Annotated in this window: 15 protein-coding genes, 2 other RNA genes and 1 pseudogene; 14 read left to right on the top strand and 4 right to left on the bottom strand. The window is 66.3% G+C overall.

Features of this window, described 5'->3' with window-relative positions; genetic code table 11:
- Nucleotides 1-8 precede the first annotated feature (8 nt).
- The 6 genes from ABQZ00_RS21720 (at nt 9) to ABQZ00_RS21695 (ending at nt 5,596) form a co-directional block, all read left to right on the top strand.
- Entirely contained in the window at nt 9-326 is a 318-nt protein-coding gene (locus ABQZ00_RS21720) for a DUF485 domain-containing protein (protein ID WP_323539047.1), read from the top strand.
- Nucleotides 323-2,050, top strand: a complete 1,728-nt coding sequence (locus tag ABQZ00_RS21715; protein ID WP_323523086.1) for a cation acetate symporter — start codon at nt 323-325, stop codon at nt 2,048-2,050. The genes ABQZ00_RS21720 and ABQZ00_RS21715 overlap by 4 nt, the downstream gene beginning before the upstream one ends.
- A gap of 612 nt (nt 2,051-2,662) precedes the next feature.
- Nucleotides 2,663-3,670 (top strand): glycerophosphodiester phosphodiesterase family protein, encoded by a 1,008-nt coding sequence (locus ABQZ00_RS21710; protein ID WP_323539070.1) that lies wholly within the window; start codon nt 2,663-2,665, stop codon nt 3,668-3,670.
- Between the two features lie 61 nt (nt 3,671-3,731).
- Nucleotides 3,732-3,808: non-coding RNA, sX9 sRNA (locus ABQZ00_RS21705), on the top strand.
- 91 nt (nt 3,809-3,899) lie between these two features.
- A complete protein-coding gene (locus tag ABQZ00_RS21700; RefSeq protein WP_323539046.1) occupies nt 3,900-4,790 on the top strand; it encodes a peptidylprolyl isomerase in 891 nt (296 codons plus the stop codon).
- Nucleotides 4,791-4,897: 107 nt separating this feature from the next.
- Entirely contained in the window at nt 4,898-5,596 is a 699-nt protein-coding gene (locus tag ABQZ00_RS21695; protein ID WP_323539045.1) for a hypothetical protein, read from the top strand.
- A gap of 93 nt (nt 5,597-5,689) precedes the next feature.
- On the opposite strand, the gene ABQZ00_RS21690 is transcribed toward ABQZ00_RS21695, so the two are convergent.
- Nucleotides 5,690-6,835, bottom strand: a complete 1,146-nt coding sequence (locus ABQZ00_RS21690; RefSeq protein ID WP_115563384.1) for an ROK family transcriptional regulator — start codon at nt 6,833-6,835, stop codon at nt 5,690-5,692.
- Between the two features lie 106 nt (nt 6,836-6,941).
- Between ABQZ00_RS21690 and ABQZ00_RS21685 the strand changes: the two genes are divergently transcribed.
- The 5 genes from ABQZ00_RS21685 (at nt 6,942) to ABQZ00_RS21665 (ending at nt 12,320) form a co-directional block, all read left to right on the top strand.
- Nucleotides 6,942-9,617, top strand: coding sequence for a TonB-dependent receptor (locus ABQZ00_RS21685; RefSeq protein WP_323539044.1), 2,676 nt, complete (start codon nt 6,942-6,944; stop codon nt 9,615-9,617).
- A complete protein-coding gene (locus tag ABQZ00_RS21680; RefSeq protein WP_323539043.1) occupies nt 9,607-10,863 on the top strand; it encodes a phosphodiester glycosidase family protein in 1,257 nt (418 codons plus the stop codon). The genes ABQZ00_RS21685 and ABQZ00_RS21680 overlap by 11 nt, the downstream gene beginning before the upstream one ends.
- Nucleotides 10,864-10,915: 52 nt before the next feature.
- A complete protein-coding gene (gene xth / locus ABQZ00_RS21675; protein ID WP_323539042.1) occupies nt 10,916-11,695 on the top strand; it encodes an exodeoxyribonuclease III in 780 nt (259 codons plus the stop codon).
- Entirely contained in the window at nt 11,692-12,129 is a 438-nt protein-coding gene (locus tag ABQZ00_RS21670) for a GFA family protein (protein ID WP_323539041.1), read from the top strand. Before xth ends, ABQZ00_RS21670 begins: the two co-directional genes overlap by 4 nt.
- A gap of 114 nt (nt 12,130-12,243) precedes the next feature.
- Nucleotides 12,244-12,320: non-coding RNA, sX9 sRNA (locus ABQZ00_RS21665), on the top strand.
- Nucleotides 12,321-12,587: 267 nt separating this feature from the next.
- On the opposite strand, the gene ABQZ00_RS21660 is transcribed toward ABQZ00_RS21665, so the two are convergent.
- Nucleotides 12,588-12,839 carry a GlsB/YeaQ/YmgE family stress response membrane protein gene (locus ABQZ00_RS21660; protein ID WP_039425819.1) on the bottom strand — a complete coding sequence of 84 codons (252 nt, stop codon included), beginning with the start codon at nt 12,837-12,839 and terminating at the stop codon, nt 12,588-12,590.
- A 126-nt stretch (nt 12,840-12,965) separates the two neighbouring features.
- On the opposite strand from ABQZ00_RS21660, the gene ABQZ00_RS21655 reads away from it, so the two are divergent.
- A complete protein-coding gene (locus tag ABQZ00_RS21655) occupies nt 12,966-13,562 on the top strand; it encodes a 4'-phosphopantetheinyl transferase family protein (RefSeq protein ID WP_323539040.1) in 597 nt (198 codons plus the stop codon).
- Here ABQZ00_RS21655 and ABQZ00_RS23910 read toward each other — a convergent pair.
- Both ABQZ00_RS23910 and ABQZ00_RS21650 read right to left on the bottom strand, forming a co-directional pair.
- Complete coding sequence (locus ABQZ00_RS23910; protein WP_503064313.1) at nt 13,470-13,802, bottom strand: hypothetical protein; 333 nt, start codon at nt 13,800-13,802, stop codon at nt 13,470-13,472. The two genes, ABQZ00_RS21655 and ABQZ00_RS23910, sit on opposite strands and share 93 nt — an antisense overlap.
- Nucleotides 13,685-15,133: pseudogene (locus ABQZ00_RS21650) on the bottom strand (alkaline phosphatase D family protein); the annotation flags it as partial. The gene ABQZ00_RS23910 and the pseudogene ABQZ00_RS21650, both read right to left, overlap by 118 nt.
- Before the next feature lie 347 nt (nt 15,134-15,480).
- On the opposite strand from ABQZ00_RS21650, the gene rsmG reads away from it, so the two are divergent.
- Together rsmG and ABQZ00_RS21640 are read left to right on the top strand one after the other, a co-directional pair.
- The gene (rsmG, locus tag ABQZ00_RS21645; RefSeq protein WP_055846806.1) at nt 15,481-16,119 is read left to right on the top strand and encodes a 16S rRNA (guanine(527)-N(7))-methyltransferase RsmG; all 639 of its coding nucleotides are present in this window, start codon (nt 15,481-15,483) and stop codon (nt 16,117-16,119) included.
- Nucleotides 16,120-16,491: 372 nt separating this feature from the next.
- Entirely contained in the window at nt 16,492-18,303 is a 1,812-nt protein-coding gene (locus tag ABQZ00_RS21640; RefSeq protein WP_323539038.1) for a DUF885 domain-containing protein, read from the top strand.
- Nucleotides 18,304-18,676: the final 373 nt, after the last annotated feature.

The following is an 18,676-nucleotide window of genomic DNA, read 5'->3' as shown; positions in this document are numbered from 1 at the left end:
GACAGACCATGACCGTCTCGAATGACGCATTGATCGCCAAGATCGATGCCAATCCGAAGTACCACGCGCTCAAGCGCCAGCGCAACACGCTCGGCTGGACGCTCACCGTGCTGATGTTGTTGGCCTATTTCGGCTATATCGGCCTGATCGCTTTCGACAAGGCATTTTTGGCCAAACCCATCGGCGATGGAGTGACTTCGATCGGCATTCCGATCGCGATCGGGGTGATGGTGTTCACCATCGTCATCACCGCCATCTACGTGCGTCGTGCCAACGGCACCTACGACCAGCTGACCGCGCAGATCCTGGAGGAAGCCCGCAAATGAGCAAGACTTCGCGCCTTCTTCTGATTTTGGCCGGCTTGCTGCCGGCAGGCCTCGCGCTGGCCGCCGGTGGCGACATGGGCCAGGTCGACAAGCAGCCCACCAACTGGGTGGCGATCGGCATGTTCGGCTTCTTCGTGCTGGGCACCTTGTGGATCACCAAATGGGCAGCGGCCAAGACCAAGTCGGCCGCTGACTTCTACACCGCCGGCGGCGGCATCACCGGCTTCCAGAACGGCCTGGCGATCGCCGGCGACTTCATGTCGGCGGCGTCGTTCCTGGGCATTACCGCGGCGGTGATGGCCAACGGCTACGACGGCTTGATCTATGCCATCGGCTTTCTGGTCGGTTGGCCGATCCTGACCTTCCTGATGGCCGAACGGCTGCGCAACCTTGGCAAGTACACCTTCGCCGACGTGGCCGGCTACCGCTTCGCGCCCACCGCCATCCGCAGCTTTGCCGCTTCCGGCACGCTGGTGGTGGTGCTGTTCTATCTGATCGCGCAGATGGTCGGTGCCGGTGCATTGATCAAGCTGCTGTTCGGGCTGGATTACTGGGTGGCAGTGACCCTGGTCGGCGTGCTGATGATGGTCTACGTGCTGTTCGGCGGCATGACCGCCACCACCTGGGTGCAGATCATCAAGGCAGTGTTGCTGCTGACCGGCGTGACCTTCATGGCCGTGGCGATCATGTGGCACTTCAACTTCAGCTTCGAGGCGCTGTTCGCCGAGGGCGTGCGGGTGAAGACCGCAATTGCGGCCAACGGCGGTGCATCGCCAGACGACGCAGCCAAGGCTGGCCTGTCGATCATGGGGCCGGGCGGTTTTGTGAAGGACCCGATCTCGGCGATCTCCTTCGGCATGGCGCTGATGTTCGGTACCGCCGGCTTGCCGCACATCCTGATGCGCTTCTTCACCGTTCCCGATGCCAAGCAGGCGCGTAAGTCGGTGCTGTGGGCCACCACCTGGATCGGCTACTTCTACATCCTGATCTTCATCATCGGCTTCGGTGCGATCGCCCTGGTGCTGACCAACCCGCAGTTTGCGGACGTCGCCACCGGCACCATCCACGGCGGCAAGGGTGCGGCCAACATGGCGGCGGTGCTGGTCGGCAATGCAGTCGGCGGCAACGTGTTCATGGGCTTCATCTCGGCGGTGGCCTTCGCCACCATCCTGGCGGTGGTTGCAGGGTTGACCCTGTCCGGTGCCTCGGCGGTGTCGCACGACCTGTACGCCACGGTGATCAAGAAGGGCAACCCGGCGCCGGGTTCGGAGCTGAAGGTCTCGCGTGCCACCACCCTGGTGCTGGGCGTGATCGCAGTGCTGCTGGGCATCGTGTTCGAGAAGCAGAACGTGGCCTTCATGGTGTCGCTGGCCTTCGCCATCGCTGCTTCGGCCAACTTCCCGGTGCTGATCCTGTCCTTGCTGTGGAAGAACTGCACCACGCGCGGCGCGGTGACCGGCGGCTTCCTGGGCCTGATCTCCTCGCTGGTGCTCACGGTGCTGTCGCCGTCGGTGTGGGTGGACACGCTGGGTAACGCGGCCGGGTCGGCGCCGTTCCCGTACACCTCGCCGGCACTGTTCTCGATGACCATTGGCTTTGTCGGCATCTGGCTGTTCTCGGTCCTGGATCGCAGCCCGCAGGCGGCCAACGAACGCGCAGCGTTCAAGGCGCAGCAGATCCGTGCCGAAACCGGCCTGGGTGCCAGCGGTGCGTCGGGTCACTGACCGATCGCGTAACCCATCGCTGTCAACGCAGAACGCCGGCCTTGTGCCGGCGTTCTGCGTTTTGGCGGAGGGTGAGACCGCGCAGCGAGGCGCATCCGCCAGCGCCAAGGCCGATTCGCAGCGATCGACGGTTGGCAGAGCGCAGAGGCAGGCAGCGATCCAACGCGGTACTGACCAAGATGCGAGCGGCTTCAGATGTCGATACGCAGGACCCACCGTGCTGCCCGCGCATGCCGCCTTCGCGGCGTCGTTGCGTGGCACGGCGCGATTGCGGTCGTCTACTTCGTTTTTCACGCAACGCCTGCGCGATCGCGAACAACCGCAACACCAGCGAAGAAATTAAGTCATAGAGAGTGACTAAATTGGCCCGCAAGCCGAACGCTGATCACGCACGGCTTGGCCTCTCCCCCGGTATCGACCGGCTGGCGAGTGCGCTGCAAGCGAGTTCGCCGGTTGCGTCGACCCATCGGCTCTCGTCCATCCCTTGCCCTTCCTGCACCTACGAACCGGGACACAGAGACCATGCTTACCCTCCTCGCTCCACATCCGCTGGCCCGCGCCTGCCGCCTGCTCGGCGCACTGGCCCTGCTCGCGGCACTGCCGCAGCTGGCACTGGCTGCCTGCAGCGACAGCTCCGACGTCAAGATGCAACGCATCTTGTTCAACTCCTCCAATACCGTCGTGCTGGCGCACCGTGGCTTATGGGGCAACTACGCCGGCATCGCCGACATGCCGGAAAACTCGCGTGGTTCGCTGCAGACTGCCAACGACCAATGCATGGATGGCGTGGAGCTGGACGTCAAGCTCACCAGCGATGGCGTGCCGGTGTTGCTGCACGACTACAACCTGGGGCGCACCACCACGGTGTGGCAGCACCATCCGGGGGTGAAGTACGACCCGATCACCAATCAGGGCGTCAACCCATCCGTGTTGGTCACCCCGTGGTCGGAAGTCAGCCAGTTGTTCCTGCTGGCGCCGAATCGTCGTACCACCACCGGCTATCACGTGCCGCGTGTGGATGAGCTGTTCGCCTATTACAAACAGCGCCAGCTGCGCACACCGATGGTGTTCGATATCAAGGACGCCAAAACCGTGCGTGCGGTCAGCAGTGCAGCCAATAAGGTGTTTGGCATCGCTTCCGGCAGCTACGTCGCCGCCAAGGTCAATGCAACGCTGTACACCAGTCGCGATGCTTACCGTGCCGATGGCAGCGGCATGGTCGGCATTCCGGTGTTCACCACCAACATGCTGGGCAAGATCAATGTGCGCCAGACGATCTCGGCATGGATGAACTCGGGTCACCAGACGATGGAGATCAACGTCAAGCAACTCGGCGGCTTGCTGCAGAGCGATGCCGATTTCATTCGCGAGCGTGGTTATCGCGTGGGCGTGTTCCAGGCAATTCCGGATGGCCCGTCTGCCGGCAAGTTCTATCAGAACAGCGGCGCTTGCTGCTATGCGCTGTCGGATCTGTATTTCTCTTACGCCGGTGGCCGCGACACGGCCGACAATCGCGGCAATCTGGATTTCATCGTGCGCGACGAGGCCTTCGGCCTGATCACCAGCGACAACCCGAAAGCGGCCATCGCCTACCTGCGTGCGCGCGGCAAGCACGACTAAGAGCGACTCACAACACCACTGCGCGGCCGCCAGGCGGGCGCGGACGGTGCTATGAATCGGCATGTACCACTCATACACGCCGGTTCTGAGCGCGCCGTCCACGCCCACCTGACGACCGCTCACTACGTTGTGTTAGCCGCTCCAAGCAGCTGTTACCGGCCCGTGCGGGCCGGCTGTCCTGGCGGCGGCACCTGCCGCCGCCGGGTTCATGCCATCACGGAGATTGCCCATGTTTTCCACATCGCATTTTTTCAAAGTGCTTTCGCTGAGCCTTGCCTGCTGCACGCCGCTGGCGCAGGCTGCTACGGCCGATGCACACCTGCAGGCTGGCCCGGCTTCCGGAAAGGTGCTGCAGATCGGGCAGCAGGCGTTCAGTGCGCCGGAATATCGCGCGCTGGCCCTGGCCGATTTGCCGCAGAACGCCAATCCGGCCGTTGCGGCCGACCCGAGTTTCGTTCGCGAATTCGCCGACCGGCTGCTGCTGGTGGACCAGGCGCGTCAGACGCATCTGCAAGACGACCCGGTGGTGGCCGCGCACATCCGTCAGGCCACCGATGCGATTCTTGCCGAGGCGATGCAGCGGCGCGCACGCGATGCCGCAGCGATCGACGCGACCCAAGTGCAAGCGCAGTTCGATGCGCATCCGCACGATTACGACGAGGTGCGCCTGAGCCATCTGTTCGTCGCGTTGCAGCCACAAGGCGATGCGCGGCGTGGCACACCGTTGACCGATGCGCAGGCGCTTGCACGCGCACAGCAGCTCAAGCAGCAGCTGGATGCCGGGACGCCCTTCGAAGAACTGGCGATGCGCGAATCCGACGATGGCAGCACCGCGGCTGAGGGCGGCCAGTTGTCATCGATTTTCCTGCGTAACGTGGCCGATGCCTTTGTTGCGCCGGTGGAGGGAATGGGCGTGGGGGAGGTGTCGGCCCCGGTGCGCGGGCCGGAGGGGTATCACCTGATCCGTATGGATGCGCGTAGTCCCGCCACGCTGGAGACAGCGCGCGGGCAGATCGAAGTGCAATTGCGCGACCAGGCCGCCACCGCTGCGCTGGAACGTCTGCGCCAGGCCCATCCATTGCAGTTCGATCGTGGCGCGCTGGAAGCGGCACTGCGTTGATGCCGGCGCCTGCGCTGAACGCCGGCACGCAGCCATGCCATCGGCCCCGGCTGCTCTGGCCGGTGGCGGGGGCGGTGTGTGTGATTGCAGCGGCGTTGGCAGCAGGGATGTGGAGCGTGCGCACGCCGGCTGCATCGCCTCTGCAGCGCAGCGTCGCTGCGCCCCAGTTGCTGCCTGCCGGCGTTGCGTCCGCGCAGCCGCCTGCACGCGCCGCGCAGAACTTGTTCGACAGCGCCATGCAACAGCTGGCCTGTCGCGAGCAGGATGAGCAACGCGCGGCGCAGATCGCGCACGGCAGAGCGCCCAGGCCGTCGTTGGACGCGCGTCGTTGCGTCGCCGGTACACCGTTGCAGATCGAGGCGCTGCTGCGCACGGCCGCAGCGCACGGCGATGCCAACGCGCAACGCTATCTGCTTGCCCAGCGCGTGAGCGAGTTGCTGCAACGTGCGGTGGCCGCCGCACCCGCCGGCATGCCCGCGCAACTGTCGGCGAGCGACGAACAGGAGGTGGCCGCGACGGTGGCCGAGCTGGAAACGCTGGCGCTGGCAGGCCATCGCGATGCCATCGAGACCCTGGCGCAGGTGGTGGAATCGCCGCTGTTGCACGCACCCGACCCGGTGTATGCGGCGGCCTGGCGACTGGCCGCGCGGCAACCGCCGGGCCGTGCGTTGGATGCAGCCGCACCGTTGCAGGCAGAAGACGAGTTGCTGGAGTCTATGCCGCAACAACAGCAGCAACAGGCACGTGCGCTGGCGGTGGAATTATTCGGCTATTGCTGCCGCACGCGGGTTGCGGCAGCACGGTAATGCGCCCTCTCCAGCGCGACCGTCGAGCGGGTGCGTGGTCGACAGCCAGGCGCGTGCCTGCCAGCGCCAGCGCCGCTGTATCGCTGCCACCACTCAACGGAAGTAACGCGCCTTCAACGGCAGCGTGGCCGCGCCGATCGCACATGCATCGGCCGGTGCTTCGGCCGGCAGCAGCAGCGGCATCGGGCGGCCCTGGCCACGGCGCGGTTGGTTGTCGATCTGCACGGCGGCGATCAGCCGTTGCGCCAGATCCGCCGGCAGGCGACCGCCGAAGACGATGGCTTCCGGGTCGCACACCGCGGTGATCGCCGAGACGATCAGCGACACGCCCGGCGCGCTGCGTGCGATCCAGCGTTCGATCGCCGGCCATGCCGGGTCGTAGGCGGCCAGCAACGCACGCACGTCCGGCAGCGCGATGCCGTCTTCGGCCACAAGTTCGCGTAGCAACTCCAGGGTGGCGCGTTCGAGCTGTTGCGCGGGCAGCATGCCGGCGAACTCACCGGCGTTGCCGCGGGCGCCGCGCAGCACCTGGCCATCGACCACCAGCCCGCCGCCGAAGCCGTAACTGAGGTAGAGATAGGCGAAATCGCGATGCCGCCGTCCCACGCCCAGCATCGCTTCGCCTGCCGCTGCCACGCTGCCGTCGTTGTCCATCCACACCGGCTGGGTAAAGGCGTCGGCCAGCCACGGACACAGCGCGATCTGGCCCAGGGCACGCAGCGGCTCGGGCGGATTGATGAAGGTGTCCACACCGGTAAAAAAGCCGCTCATCGCCACCCCGATGCCCAGGCGCGGGCCGGCATCGTCGACGCTCGCCAGCAGCGCGGCATCGGCGGCCTGCAGCTGGGTCAGCACGCCGTACAAGGTGGTATCGGTCAGCGCGACCTCGTTGCCAGCCAGCACCGCACCGGAAAAATCCATCAGCGCCAGGCTCAGCGCATCGGTGGCGATGGAGATGCCCAAGGTGTGGCCGTGCCCCGGGTTCAACGACACCGCCACGCCCGGCTTGCCACGCCCGGCGCGCGCGATGCTGCTGCCCATGTGCACCATGCCGCGCGCCTGCAAGCCTTCGATCAGGCGCACCGCGGTCTGCACGGTCAGCCCGGTGCCGCGGCTCAGGTCGGCGCGGGTCAGCACCCCGGCCAGCCGCAAGCGGTCGAGCATGTCGCGCTCGTTGAGGCTCAAGCCGGGCAAGGTGGGCGTGTGTGGAGGCAGCGCAAAGGCGGCAGTTGAGGACATGGCGCGCGGTGTCACGGGGGAACCGCAAGCTTACCCGCACCGGACTGAAATAATTAATTCACAGGAAGTTATTAAATTAGCGGTCTCATCCTCGACCGGCCGCCCCATGTCCCGCTTCACTACCCGCCCGTGCCCCCGCCTGTGTCTGCTGGCTTTGTGCGTCAGCGCCAGCCTGAGCGCCCATGCCGCCGAGCCGGCGCCGTCCGCGGCGGCTCCCGCCAGCGACGCACCGGTGCAGCTGGATGCGGTGCAGGTCTCTGGCCAGCATCTGTCGATCCGCCAGGCCATCGGTGCCAAGCGCGAGGCCGCAGTGGTGTCCGATGGCGTGGCCGCCGACGATATCGGCTCGATCCCCGACTTCGGCCTCGGCGAGGCGTTGCAGCGCGTGCCGGGCGTGTCGATGGTGGTCAACAACGGCCGCGGCGAGGCGCAGTTCATGAGCCTGCGCGGCTTCAATCCCGACTACAACACGGTGCTGATCGACGGGGTGGCGCTGCCGTCCACCGAAACCAGCCGGCGCGTGCAGTCGCTGGATGTGATTCCTGCATCGCTGGCGCAGCAGGTGGATATCTACAAGACCTTCAACGCCGACATGGACAGCAATGCCATCGGCGGCATCGCGTCGCTGCGCACGCGCAGCGCGTTCGATCACGACGGCCCGTTCGCCACCGTGCGCGCGAATCTGGCCGATTGGGAAAACCGCCGGCAGCTGCAAAGCAGCGGCCCGTCCGGCCAGGTGCAGGGCAGTTTCAGCAACACCTTCGGGCCGGACCATCGCTTCGGTGTGGTGCTGTCGGCCGATTATTTCCGTCGCGATTCGTCGTCGTTGAACACCGCCATCGACAGCTACAGCTACTACGCCAACGGCGCGCGGCAGACCCTCGTCCCCACGCTGGACACCAACGGCATGGCGATCGCCCCGGACCGTTTCCGCCCGCTCAGCTACGACAACGTGCGTCAGCGCCGCAGCGTGTTCGGCAAGCTGGAATACGACGATGGCGATGCGCTGAAACTGGCGTTGAGCGCCGGCTCCTTCGAACACGGCAACGACGAACAACGCCGCTCGCAGTGGATCAACCGCGTTGGCAACGCACTGGTGACCGATGCCGACGACGGCCGCTATGCGCAGGGCAGCGCACAGACCGATGCCAACCGCTTTGACCAGACCCGCACGCTGCGCTATGCGCAAGTCAACGGCAGCTTCCGCCTCAATCCGCAGGGCCACATCGATGTGTTGTTCAACCGTGCCACCGGCAAGTATCGACAAGACACGCGCGAAGATGTGTTCACTGCGGCCGCCTCCGCACGGCTGGGATTCGGCTACGCGCTGGGCAACGACACGCGCCCGACCATCGCCCTGGTCGACCCCGGCTACTACAGCAATCCGGCCAATTACCTACAGTCGTACTTTCTGACCCGGGTGGAAAAGAGCAGCACCGACACCACCACCTTCAAGGTCGACTACAGCCAAAACGCCGATGCCGATGCACAGGGATGGGGGCTGCGTACCGGCCTGCAGTACCGCGATCTGCAGCAGCGCTACAACCTGGACGAAGTGCGTCGCAATCCGGTCGGGCGGGTCAGCCTGGCGACGGTCGGGACCGACGATGCGCGCGTCTGTCCGTATGCCGATTTCAGCTGCCTGCTGCTGGTCGACCCGGCGCGGGTGGCCGCGTTTGCGGCCGCATCGCCAGGCGCCTACGTGCTGGCCAACACCAATGCACGCAATAGCGCGATCGGCGATTTCCGTATCGACGAACGCAATGGCGCGGCCTACCTGATGGGCACCTGGAATGGTGAACGCACGCAGGCCACCTTCGGCCTGCGCAACGAGTACCTGCAGCGCGAGGTGCTCAGTGCGGTGCCGCAGCCGCTGAGCAGCACCACCAATTATCTGCAGCAATCCGACGCCAGCGACCGGCGCTTTCTGCTGCCATCGGCCAACCTTGCCTGGGACATCACCCCGGCGCTGAAACTGCGCATGGCCGGTAGCCGCACCATCGGCCTGCCCACCTATGGCGACATCGGCCAGAACAGCAGTCCGGTGGTCGATACCACAGGCTTGACCATCAACCGCAGCATCGCCAACCCGCAATTGCGTCCGCGCCGCGCCGACAATCTGGATCTGTCGCTGGAGTGGTACCCGGATCAGGATTCGCAACTGTCGATGGCGGTGTTCCACAAGCGCATCGACGACGAGATCGTGCGCGTCACCAACACCGATCTGCAGCGTGATCCGGGTGGGCTGGTCGGCACCTATCAGGTCACCACCACCCAGGCGATCAATACCGGCGCGGCCAGCGTGCGCGGCGTCGAGTTCACCGCCATCGATACGCGGTTCGATTTTCTGCCAGGTGTGTGGTCGCATCTGGGCGCGATGGCCAATCTGACCGTGCTCGACCCGCGCACCGCCGACGTGCAGATGAGCGATGGCAGCCTGCGCGCGCTGCCCGGCCTGATGGAATCGCCCAAGCGCAGCGCCAACGCCTCGCTGCTGTACGACATTGGCCGCTTCAGTGCACGCGTCAGCGCCAATTACACCGGTCTGCAATTGCTGTCCGCAGCCACCGACAACCGCGTCAATGATCGCTACTACGATGCCATCACCAGCTACGACGCACAGCTGGCATGGCGCTTCACCAGCAAGCTGCGCATGACCGTGCAGGGCCGCAACCTCAGCAACGCGCGGCTGACCCGCGTCATCGGCGCCGATCAGCAATTGATGCGCGAGCAACTGGATAACGGCCGCGCGTATTACCTGGGAGTGGACTATGCGTTCTGATCGACGCAGCGCAGCGGCGCTGGGTATTTGTCTGATGGCCGCATGCATCGGCAATGCGTGTGCCGACCAAGCGGCCACGCCCGCAGCAACGCCGCCGTTCGTGGCGATGGAGACCATCGTCAGCGGCGATTGCTGGGGCCAATGGCCCGACGACGTGCTGGCGGCGGTAACCCGCTGCAAACCGGCCGAGCACAATCGCATCGCCTTGCAGGTGCTCGACGATGCCGACGGCCCGGCACGCGTGGGCAGCGACATTGCACCCTGCAATGGCGCGCGCTGCATCGGCCTGGCACAGCTGCTGCAGTCGGCACCGGCGCAAGCGCTGCTATTGCGCACACCTCCGGCACGCATCGATGCGGTCCTGGCCGCGCTGGATCACGCACAGGCGCGTGCGCGCGTGACTATCGAGCCGCTGGTGCAACCGGTGCCCGCACCTGCCGCGCCGGTCACCCTGGCGCCGGGCGTGCGCTATTGGCGCCAGCGCGTGGATGGGCCGCAGCCGGTGACGCTGCACATCGCCCAGATCGACCTGACCACGCCGGGCCTGCAACTGGTCGGCACGCATGGCGACCGCAGCGGCGGTGGCGAATTTCTCGCCAACCCCACCACTGCATTCGTGCGCGATAACGGGTTTGCGTTGGCGATCAATGCCGACTATTTCCTGCCGTTCGATGGTGGTCATCTGTTCGACAAGGCGTTCGTCCCGGCAGCCGGGCAGGGCGTCACTGCCGAAGGCCTGGCCATCGACGATGGCCATCTCGATTCGGCCGCCGCAACCAGTGATGCGCGCGTCGATGCCGCTTTTTGCGTGAGCGCGCGCAACGCCGTGCGCATCGTGCGCGGCAGTTGCCCGTCCGGCACACGCGTCGGTGTGGGCGCCGGCCCGCTGCTGTTGCTCGATGGCAAGCGCCAACCGCGCGAAGCCAGCCGCGCCGACTACTACGACGGCCCCGAACCGCGCAGCGCGCTGGGCCTGGACCGTGCCGGCAAGACGCTGTGGATGGTGGTGGCCGACGGCCGCCAGCCCGGCTACAGCGCCGGCATGTCGCTGGACGCGCTGACCGCCGTGCTGCAGCACCTCGGTGCCAACGCCGCCATCAACCTGGACGGCGGCGGCTCCAGCACCCTGGCCGCCCGCGTGGACGGCCGCGTGCGCACGCTCAACCGCCCCATCCACACCGGCATTCCGGGGCGCGAGCGCCCGGTCGCCAATCAGTTGGGTGTGCGGATCGTGGGGCAGCCCTGAGGCGTCGGGAGATGGCGCGGTACCATTGGTGGTTTGAACCACGGCCCCCGCCATGAAGATCGCCTCCTGGAACGTCAACTCGCTCAACGTGCGCCTGCCGCATCTGCAACAGTGGCTCACCGACGTCGCGCCGGATGTGGTGGGTATCCAGGAAACCAAGCTGGAAGACCACAAGTTCCCGGACGCGGCGCTGGCCGCGCTTGGGTATCGCAGCGTGTTTTGCGGGCAGAAGACCTACAACGGCGTGGCGATCCTGTCGCGCGCGCCGGCGTTGGACGTGCAGATGGGCATCCCCGGGTTCGATGACGTGCAACAGCGCGTCATCGCCGCCACCGTCGATGGCGTGCGCATCATCAATCTGTACGTGGTCAACGGGCAGGACGTGGGCACCGACAAATACGAATACAAACTGCGCTGGCTGGACGCGGTGCACGCCTGGATCGCGCAGGAGCTGCAGCGCCATCCGCAGTTGGTGGTGCTGGGCGACTTCAATATCGCCCCGGACGCGCGCGACGTGCACGACCCGGTGGTGTGGAACGAGACCCACATCCTCACCTCCACCGCCGAGCGCGCCGCGCTGGAAAAACTGTTGGAGCTGGGCCTGCACGATGCGTTCCGGTTGCATCATGACGACGCCGAGCAGTTCAGTTGGTGGGACTACCGCCAGGCCGCGTACCGCCGCAACCTGGGGCTGCGCATCGACCTGACCCTGGTGTCGGATGCGCTGCGCGCACGCGCGGTGGCGTCGGGCATCGACCGCGAACCGCGCACCTGGGAACGCCCCAGCGACCACGCCCCAGCCTGGGTGCAACTGGCAGAGGCCGGCGCATGAGCGAGCGTCACCTGCGTCGCAGCACGCACAAGATCGGCGACGTGACGCTGGGGCCGGTCCACCGCTTGAGCTGCCATTGCGGCGCCGTGCAGATCGACCTGGACTTGCCGCACGGCCTGCTCGATCCACGCCGTTGCGATTGTTCGATGTGCCGCCGCCGTGGCGCCATCGTCGCCTCGGTCGCGCTCGATGGCCTGCACGTGCGGCAGGGCCAGGACGTGCTGCGCCTGTATCAGTTCAACACGCACGCCGCCGCGCATTATTTCTGCGGCGTATGTGGCATCTACACCCATCACCGGCGCCGCTCCAATCCCAACGAATACGGCTACAACGTCGGCTGCCTGGAAGGCGTCAATCCGTATGCGCTGAATATCGCGGTGCAGGTGGAAGACGGCGTCAACCATCCGGCAGATCGCGCCGCTGCCGGCAGCTGAAACGACACTGCCCGGGCAAGCCCGGACAGTGCAGTCACCGATGTGGCGCGATTTAGATCGGCTAACAAACGACTATGCAGCCGCCAGGCGGGCGCGGCCGCTGCTCAGTGCGGCATGTACCACGCGTACACGCCGGTTATGAGCGTGCCGTCCACACCCAACTGAAGACTGCTCGCTACGTTCTGTTAGCCACTCTCAGATCGGCTAACCAATCGACCGCGCAGTCGTCAGAGGCGCGGCCAGTGCCCGGAATCCGCTCGTACGCTGCGGTTTTCCCGTGCCGTCCATCTCCACCGGCGACTGCTCTTTAGCCGTTTTTAAAGCGACCAGTAAAACAGCCAGGCAATTACCGGATGGATGCGGCCCATGCCCGGAGGCGGATGCCGCGCGTACGCTACGATGACGCCGTGTTGTCCGCATGCACCTGACGGCCGCACCCACTGGTTTGTCGGACGCTGTTAACGCACGCGGCCACGGGTAAACAGATTGACGATGGCCAGCAGAATCACCGCACCCACCAGCGACCAGACAAAGGTCATCACGGTGATCGCCTGATTGATGCCGCCGCCTAAAAACCAGCCAGCGATCATTGCACCGACGATGCCGACCACCACATTGAGAATGATGCCCTGCTGTGCATCGCGACGCATGATGATGCTGGCCAGCCAACCCACGATGCCGCCGATGATCAACCAGATAATGATGCCCATGGTGCCAATCTCCTCGTTCGCTTGCACCGGGAGCGGTGCATGGGCGCCATTGGACGCAGCGCGCCGTGAAGCAGCTGTCGAGCGCGATGCGCGCACTAGTCCAGCGTTGGGGTTGGTGTGCACGGCGTGACAGCGCACGCTGGGTGGCAGCATGGCCCGGTGCAGCTATGGCTGCGTCCGCATCGGCCCGGTGAGCGTGGCGAGCCGCAGGCGCGGCAGCTGCTTGGCCCGGCCCTGGCGATCGACCCGGCCGAGGTGCCGCTGCTGCGCGATGCGCGCGGCCGCCCCTCCCTGCAACCGGCGCTGCCCGACTGGGATGCCGGCTGGAGCCACAGTGGCGACTATCTGCTGGTCGGGTTGGGCCGCGGCGTGCGGCTGGGGGTGGATCTGGAACGCATCCGCGCACGCCCACGCCTGCTGGACATCGCGCAGCGTTTCTTTCATCCGGACGAACTGGCGTTGCTGGCGGCGCTTGAGACTGACGCACAGCAGGCGCTGTTTTTCCGTCTGTGGTGCGCCAAGGAAGCCTTGCTCAAGGCCTACGGGCATGGCCTGTCGTTCGGCCTGCATCGGCTTGCGTACGCCGTTGACTCGGATGGCGCATTGCACCTGCAGTGGTGCGACCCCGAACTAGGTGATGCCGCACAGTGGCAGCTGCACGAATGGTGGGCCGCGCCGGACTGCCGCGCCGCGTTGGCGTTTTATCCTCAGCCCGCCGCTTGAGGCGCCGCGCCATACGGCAAGATCGGCTGACGGAACTGCGCCACGCCATCGAGATCGCGCAAGGTCACCGTCAACACGCCGCTGGCGCCGTCGATCTCCACCTCTCCGAAGAACTGATACCCGGCCAACGGTGAGGTGTTCGGCGCGGGCGGTGCCTTCTGGAACACCACCGTCGGGCCGAAGGTGGCATCCAATGCATTCGGCCCGAAGCTGCCGGCATTGAGCGGGCCGCCGACGAATTCCCAGAACGGCTCGAACTGCTGAAACGCGGCGCGGTCCGGATGGTAGTAGTGCGCGGCGCAGTAATGCACATCGGCCGTCAGCCACACCGTGTTGCGGATGCGCGCGCGGCTGATAAAGCGCAGCAACGCGGCGATCTCCTGCTCGCGTCCGCGCGGCGCGCCGTCATCGCCATTGGCGATCGCTTCCCAACGCGGGCGCCCATTGCCATCTTCGCCATCGGGGACCTGCAAACCGATCGGCATGTCGGCGGCAATCACCTTCCACTGCGCGCGTGAGCCGGCCAGCTCGCGCTGCAGCCAGGCCAGCTGCTCGGCGCCGAGAAATGCGGTGTCCGCGCTCGGCGTGGGTTGCAGATTGTCGCTATTGGCACCGCGATAACTGCGCATGTCCAGCACGAATACATCCAGCAGCGGGCCATAGCCGATCTTGCGATAGATGCGCCCATTGCCATCGGCACGCACGCCGCGCATCGGTGCATATTCCAGAAACGCCTTGCGCGCACGCCTGGCTAGCACGCCGATGTCGCGCACCTGGTAGCGCGCATCCAATTGCTTGCCGGGCGACCAATTGTTGGTGGTTTCGTGGTCGTCCCATTGCCACAGTTGCGGCACCTCGGCATTGAAGCGGCGCACATGCTCATCGAGCAGGTTGTAGCGGTAGTTGCCGCGAAATTCGTCCAGCGTTTCGGCCACCTTGCTCTTGGCCGCGGTAGTGAGATTGCGCCAGCGTTTGCCGTCTTCCACGGTGAGTTCGGCCGGGATCGGGCTGTCGGCGTAGATGGTATCGCCGCTATGCAGAAAGAAATCCGGGTTGCGTGCGCGCATCGCGCTGTAGATGCGCATGCCGCCGATGTCGGGATTGATGCCGAAGCCCTGGCCCACGGTGTCGCCGCTCCAGACAAAACGCACATCGCGGCGCGTTTGCGGTGCGCTGCGCAGATGGCCATGCACCGGCGCACTCAGCACACCGCTGTCGGCATCTTCGAAGCGCACCCGATAGAAAATGTCCTGGTCGCACGGCAGCCCGCCCAGATCCAAGCGCGCGGTGAAATCGTGGGCGGGTACCGCCATGCCTCCCTCCACGCGACGCGCCTGGCGCAGGCTTGGTCGCGTATCCCATTCCACCCGCATCCGCGCCGGACGGTCCGCACGGCTCCACAGCAGTGCGCGACCGTCGCGCACATCGCCGCTCTGCACGCCATCGGTGATGATCGGCCGCCCGGAGGGCGCGGCCAGACTGCGCGCAGACCAACCGCCGGCCGCCGGCAGCAACAGCCCGGCGCCCAAACCTTGCAACACGCGGCGGCGCGCGGGATCTGAGGCGGTCATGGGGTGTCCTTCGCGCAACGGGGGAGCCTGCAGATGTAGCGCCGCTGTCTTACCGCTGCGTGTCCGGCACCGGCACGGCTCCAGGCCGCGTGACCGGGATCACGCCGATGCCGGCAAGCGATGCGCCCGCATCGCCGGACACGCCGGACCGCACGCCCGCAGTGCGTTGCCGTATCGCGGCCGCCAACCAATGCCGTGAAGTGCCGGCCGACTGCGTCGACGCACGCTCCGTTTGAATCCTGCTTCAGATCATTCCTGCGAGCATCGACGATTCCCGATTCCCGATTCCCAATCCCCAATCCCCAATCCCGCCACGCCACGCCACGCCCACCTGCGATAATCGCGCCATGAACGATGCCGCACTTCCCCCCGATGTCTCCGCCGCACTGGCGCATGGCCTGCAGGCCCAATCCCTGGATGCGGATTTCGCCGCGCCGTTGCTGCGCTATCTCACGCTACTGGTGCGCTGGAACAAGACCTACAACCTCACCGCCGTGCGTGACCCGCGCGAGATGGTCACTCGCCATCTGCTCGATTCGCTGGCCATGCAGCCCTACATCGCCAGCGGCACCCTGGCCGATCTGGGTACCGGCCCCGGCCTGCCCGGTATCCCGCTGGCGATCACCCGCCCGCAGCTGCAGGTGACCCTGGTGGAAAGCAACGGCAAGAAGGCGCGCTTCATGCGCGAGGCCTTGCGTCACCTGGCGCTGGGCAATGCGCGCGTGGCCGAGTCGCGCGCTGAAGCGCTGGACGAGCCGGCTGCCTACGACCACCTCACCGCCCGCGCGCTGGATACGTTGGCCGGCATCATCGACGTCGGTGGTCACCTGCTGCGCCCGGGCGGCAGCCTGCTGGCGATGAAGGGGATCTATCCGCACGAAGAAATCGCCGCGCTCCCGGCCGGCTGGACGCTAGCCGAGGTACACCCGCTGCAGGTGCCTGGCCTGGATGGCGAACGGCATCTGGTGGTAGTGCGTAAGGCCTGAGCCGAAGCCACGTTTATCGGCCTCGAGCGGCCCTCACCCCGACCCTCTCCCGCAAGCGGGAGAGGGGGTGATACTGCTCTCGCCAAGCACGTCACGTCCTAACTGCCCTCGCCAAGCACGTCACGTCCTTTACCTCCGGCGAAGAGGTGACGACCGGCTTCTGACAAGCCCACCACGTCCCTTCCCCCGCCTGCGGGGGAAGGTGCCCGCAGGGCGGATGGGGGCAGTCCCTGACTCGCCCCGCCATATCAATCCAGCCGCCGACACTCCAGCCACACCCGTGCGCCGGCCCGCGTTGGGACTTCCGGCCCATGGCAGCGCTCCCGGGGGCTGCCATGATCGGGCGTTCGCTCCAGATCAGGCTCTCCGCACGTGACCTCTCCTCTCGCCGCCGCACTCTCGTTTGCCCTGCTGGGCCTGTCCTTCGGCGCTGTCGCCGCCCCGCCCGTCGCCGCGCCGGCCACGCTGACTGCCGACGCACCTGCCGACGCGCGCTTCCGCGCGATCTACGAAAAAGAGTGGGCATGGCGCCAGGCCGAAACCGGCCAGGCCGATGAAGACACCGACACCACCGGCGACAACACCAAGCTGCCGGACGTCGGCGCGGCCGCGCAGCAGGCGCGTCTGACGATCTGGGAGGGTGTGCTCAAGCAGCTCGACGGCATCGACCCCAAGCAGCTCTCGCCGGCCAACCAGATCAACCTTGCGATCTATCGCCCGCAGGTGGAAAACCTCGCAGCCGAAGTGCGCCTGCGCCTGTACGAGATGCCGTTCAATTCCGACAGCTCGTTCTGGTCCAACCTGGGCTTCATGGCGCAGCGGCCGATGAAGACCGCCGCCGAGTACCGCGCCTACATCGCGCGCTTGAACGATGTGCGGCGCTATTTCGACCAGCAGATCGTCAACATGCGCACCGGCCTGGCGCGCGGCTTCAGCGTGCCGCGCGCGGTGCTGGACGGGCGCGATGTCTCCATCGCCACCGTCGCCGAGGTCAAGGACCCCACCGACTCCACCTTCTACGCGCCGTTCAAGCAACTGCCGGCGCAGATCCCGGCCGCCGAGCAGGCGCAGTTGCGTGCGCAGGCCAGGGCCGCGGTCAGCGGCGCGGTGCTTCCGGCCTACGCCAAGTTGCTGACCTTTTTCCGCACCGACTACATGCCCAAGGCGCGCACCACCCTGGCCGCCGAAGCGCTGCCCGATGGCAAGGCGTTCTACCGGCAGCAGATCCGCGAATACACCACGCTGGAATTGACGCCTGAGCAGATCCACCAGATCGGCCTGGACGAGGTGGCGCGCATCCAGACCCAGATGAACGCCATCATCCAGCAGGTTGGGTTCAAGGGCAGCTTCGCGCAGTTCCTCAGCTTCCTGCGCACCGACCCGCAGTTCTACGCCAAGACCCCGCAGGAGCTGCTCGATCGCGCCGCATGGATCTCCAAGCGCGTGGACGGGCAGGTGGGCAAGTTCATCGGCACGCTGCCGCGCGGGCGCTTCACCATCAAGCCGGTGCCGGCCGATATCGCCCCGTTCTGGACTGCCGGGCGCGGTGGCGCCACGACCTATTGGGTCAACACCTACAACCTGCCGTCGCGGCCGCTGTACAACCTGCCGGCGCTGACCTTGCACGAGTCTTCGCCCGGGCATTCGTTGCAGGGCTCGCTCGCATTGGAGCAGGGCGAGCAGCCGGCGTTCCGGCGCGAAAACTACATTTCTGCCTATGGCGAAGGCTGGGCGCTGTACACCGAAAAGCTCGGCCAGGAGATGGGCATCTACGAGACCCCGTACGAGGAATTCGGCCGGCTCACCTACGAAATGTGGCGCGCCTGCCGGCTGGTGATCGACACCGGCGTGCACCACGACGGCTGGACCCGCGAACAGGCGCTGGCCTATCTGCGCGACCGCACCGCGCTCAGCGAGCATGAAGTCACCACCGAAGTGGACCGCTACATCTCCTGGCCCGGCCAGGCGCTGAGCTACAAGCTGGGCGAGATCACCATCGTCAAGCTGCGCGTCGAAGCCGAAAAGGAGCTGGGCGAGCGCTTCGACATCAAGGCCTTTCACGACGTGGTGCTGAAGCAGGGCTCGGTCACCCTGCCGGTGCTGGAGCAGCAGGTGCGTGCGTTTATCGCCGAGAGCAAGGCGCGCCCGGCCAAGCCCAAGTCAACCGCTGCCGCCGCGCCCTGAGCGATGCCGGCGATGCGGCCAAGGCCGCGCCTACGTCGACCGCGTCGACCGGGTTGTGACCGCATCGCGGCCAGGTCCGCTCCTACAAGGCGACGAAGCCGGCTGATTGTGCCAAAGCCAAGCTGTCGTAGGAGCGGCCCCGGCCGCGATGCCGTCCCGACACCCTCAACGCCGCAACGCGTGATCGGCCATTTGGCACAGCAGATGCCCGCATCGGCGGTCCATCCGCCTCCTTCCGGTGGCTGTGAATTGGTCGGGACCGCGTCGCGGCCAGGTCCGCTCCTACAAGGCGACGGAGCCGGCTGATTGTGCCAAAGCCAAGCTGTCGTAGGAGCGGCCCCGGCCGCGATGCCGTCCCGACACCCTCAACGCC

Origin of the sequence: Xanthomonas sp. WHRI 10204, assembly GCF_040202875.1 — a bacterium.
Classification (GTDB): domain Bacteria; phylum Pseudomonadota; class Gammaproteobacteria; order Xanthomonadales; family Xanthomonadaceae; genus Xanthomonas.
Note: the sequence above shows the minus strand (reverse complement) of the source record. Positions and strands in the feature narration are given on the sequence as shown.

Bases quoted from the DNA above. Each gene is read 5' to 3' on its own strand.
- ABQZ00_RS21720 (WP_323539047.1), top strand. From the start codon at position 9: ATGACCGTCTCGAATGACGCATTGATCGCCAAGATCGATGCCAATCCG.
- ABQZ00_RS21715 (WP_323523086.1), top strand. From the start codon at position 323: ATGAGCAAGACTTCGCGCCTTCTTCTGATTTTGGCCGGCTTGCTGCCG.
- ABQZ00_RS21700 (WP_323539046.1), top strand. From the start codon at position 3,900: ATGTTTTCCACATCGCATTTTTTCAAAGTGCTTTCGCTGAGCCTTGCC.
- ABQZ00_RS21695 (WP_323539045.1), top strand. From the start codon at position 4,898: ATGTGGAGCGTGCGCACGCCGGCTGCATCGCCTCTGCAGCGCAGCGTC.
- ABQZ00_RS21690 (WP_115563384.1), bottom strand. From the start codon at position 6,835: ATGTCCTCAACTGCCGCCTTTGCGCTGCCTCCACACACGCCCACCTTG.
- ABQZ00_RS21685 (WP_323539044.1), top strand. From the start codon at position 6,942: ATGTCCCGCTTCACTACCCGCCCGTGCCCCCGCCTGTGTCTGCTGGCT.
- ABQZ00_RS21680 (WP_323539043.1), top strand. From the start codon at position 9,607: ATGCGTTCTGATCGACGCAGCGCAGCGGCGCTGGGTATTTGTCTGATG.
- xth (WP_323539042.1), top strand. From the start codon at position 10,916: ATGAAGATCGCCTCCTGGAACGTCAACTCGCTCAACGTGCGCCTGCCG.
- ABQZ00_RS21670 (WP_323539041.1), top strand. From the start codon at position 11,692: ATGAGCGAGCGTCACCTGCGTCGCAGCACGCACAAGATCGGCGACGTG.
- ABQZ00_RS21660 (WP_039425819.1), bottom strand. From the start codon at position 12,839: ATGGGCATCATTATCTGGTTGATCATCGGCGGCATCGTGGGTTGGCTG.
- rsmG (WP_055846806.1), top strand. From the start codon at position 15,481: ATGAACGATGCCGCACTTCCCCCCGATGTCTCCGCCGCACTGGCGCAT.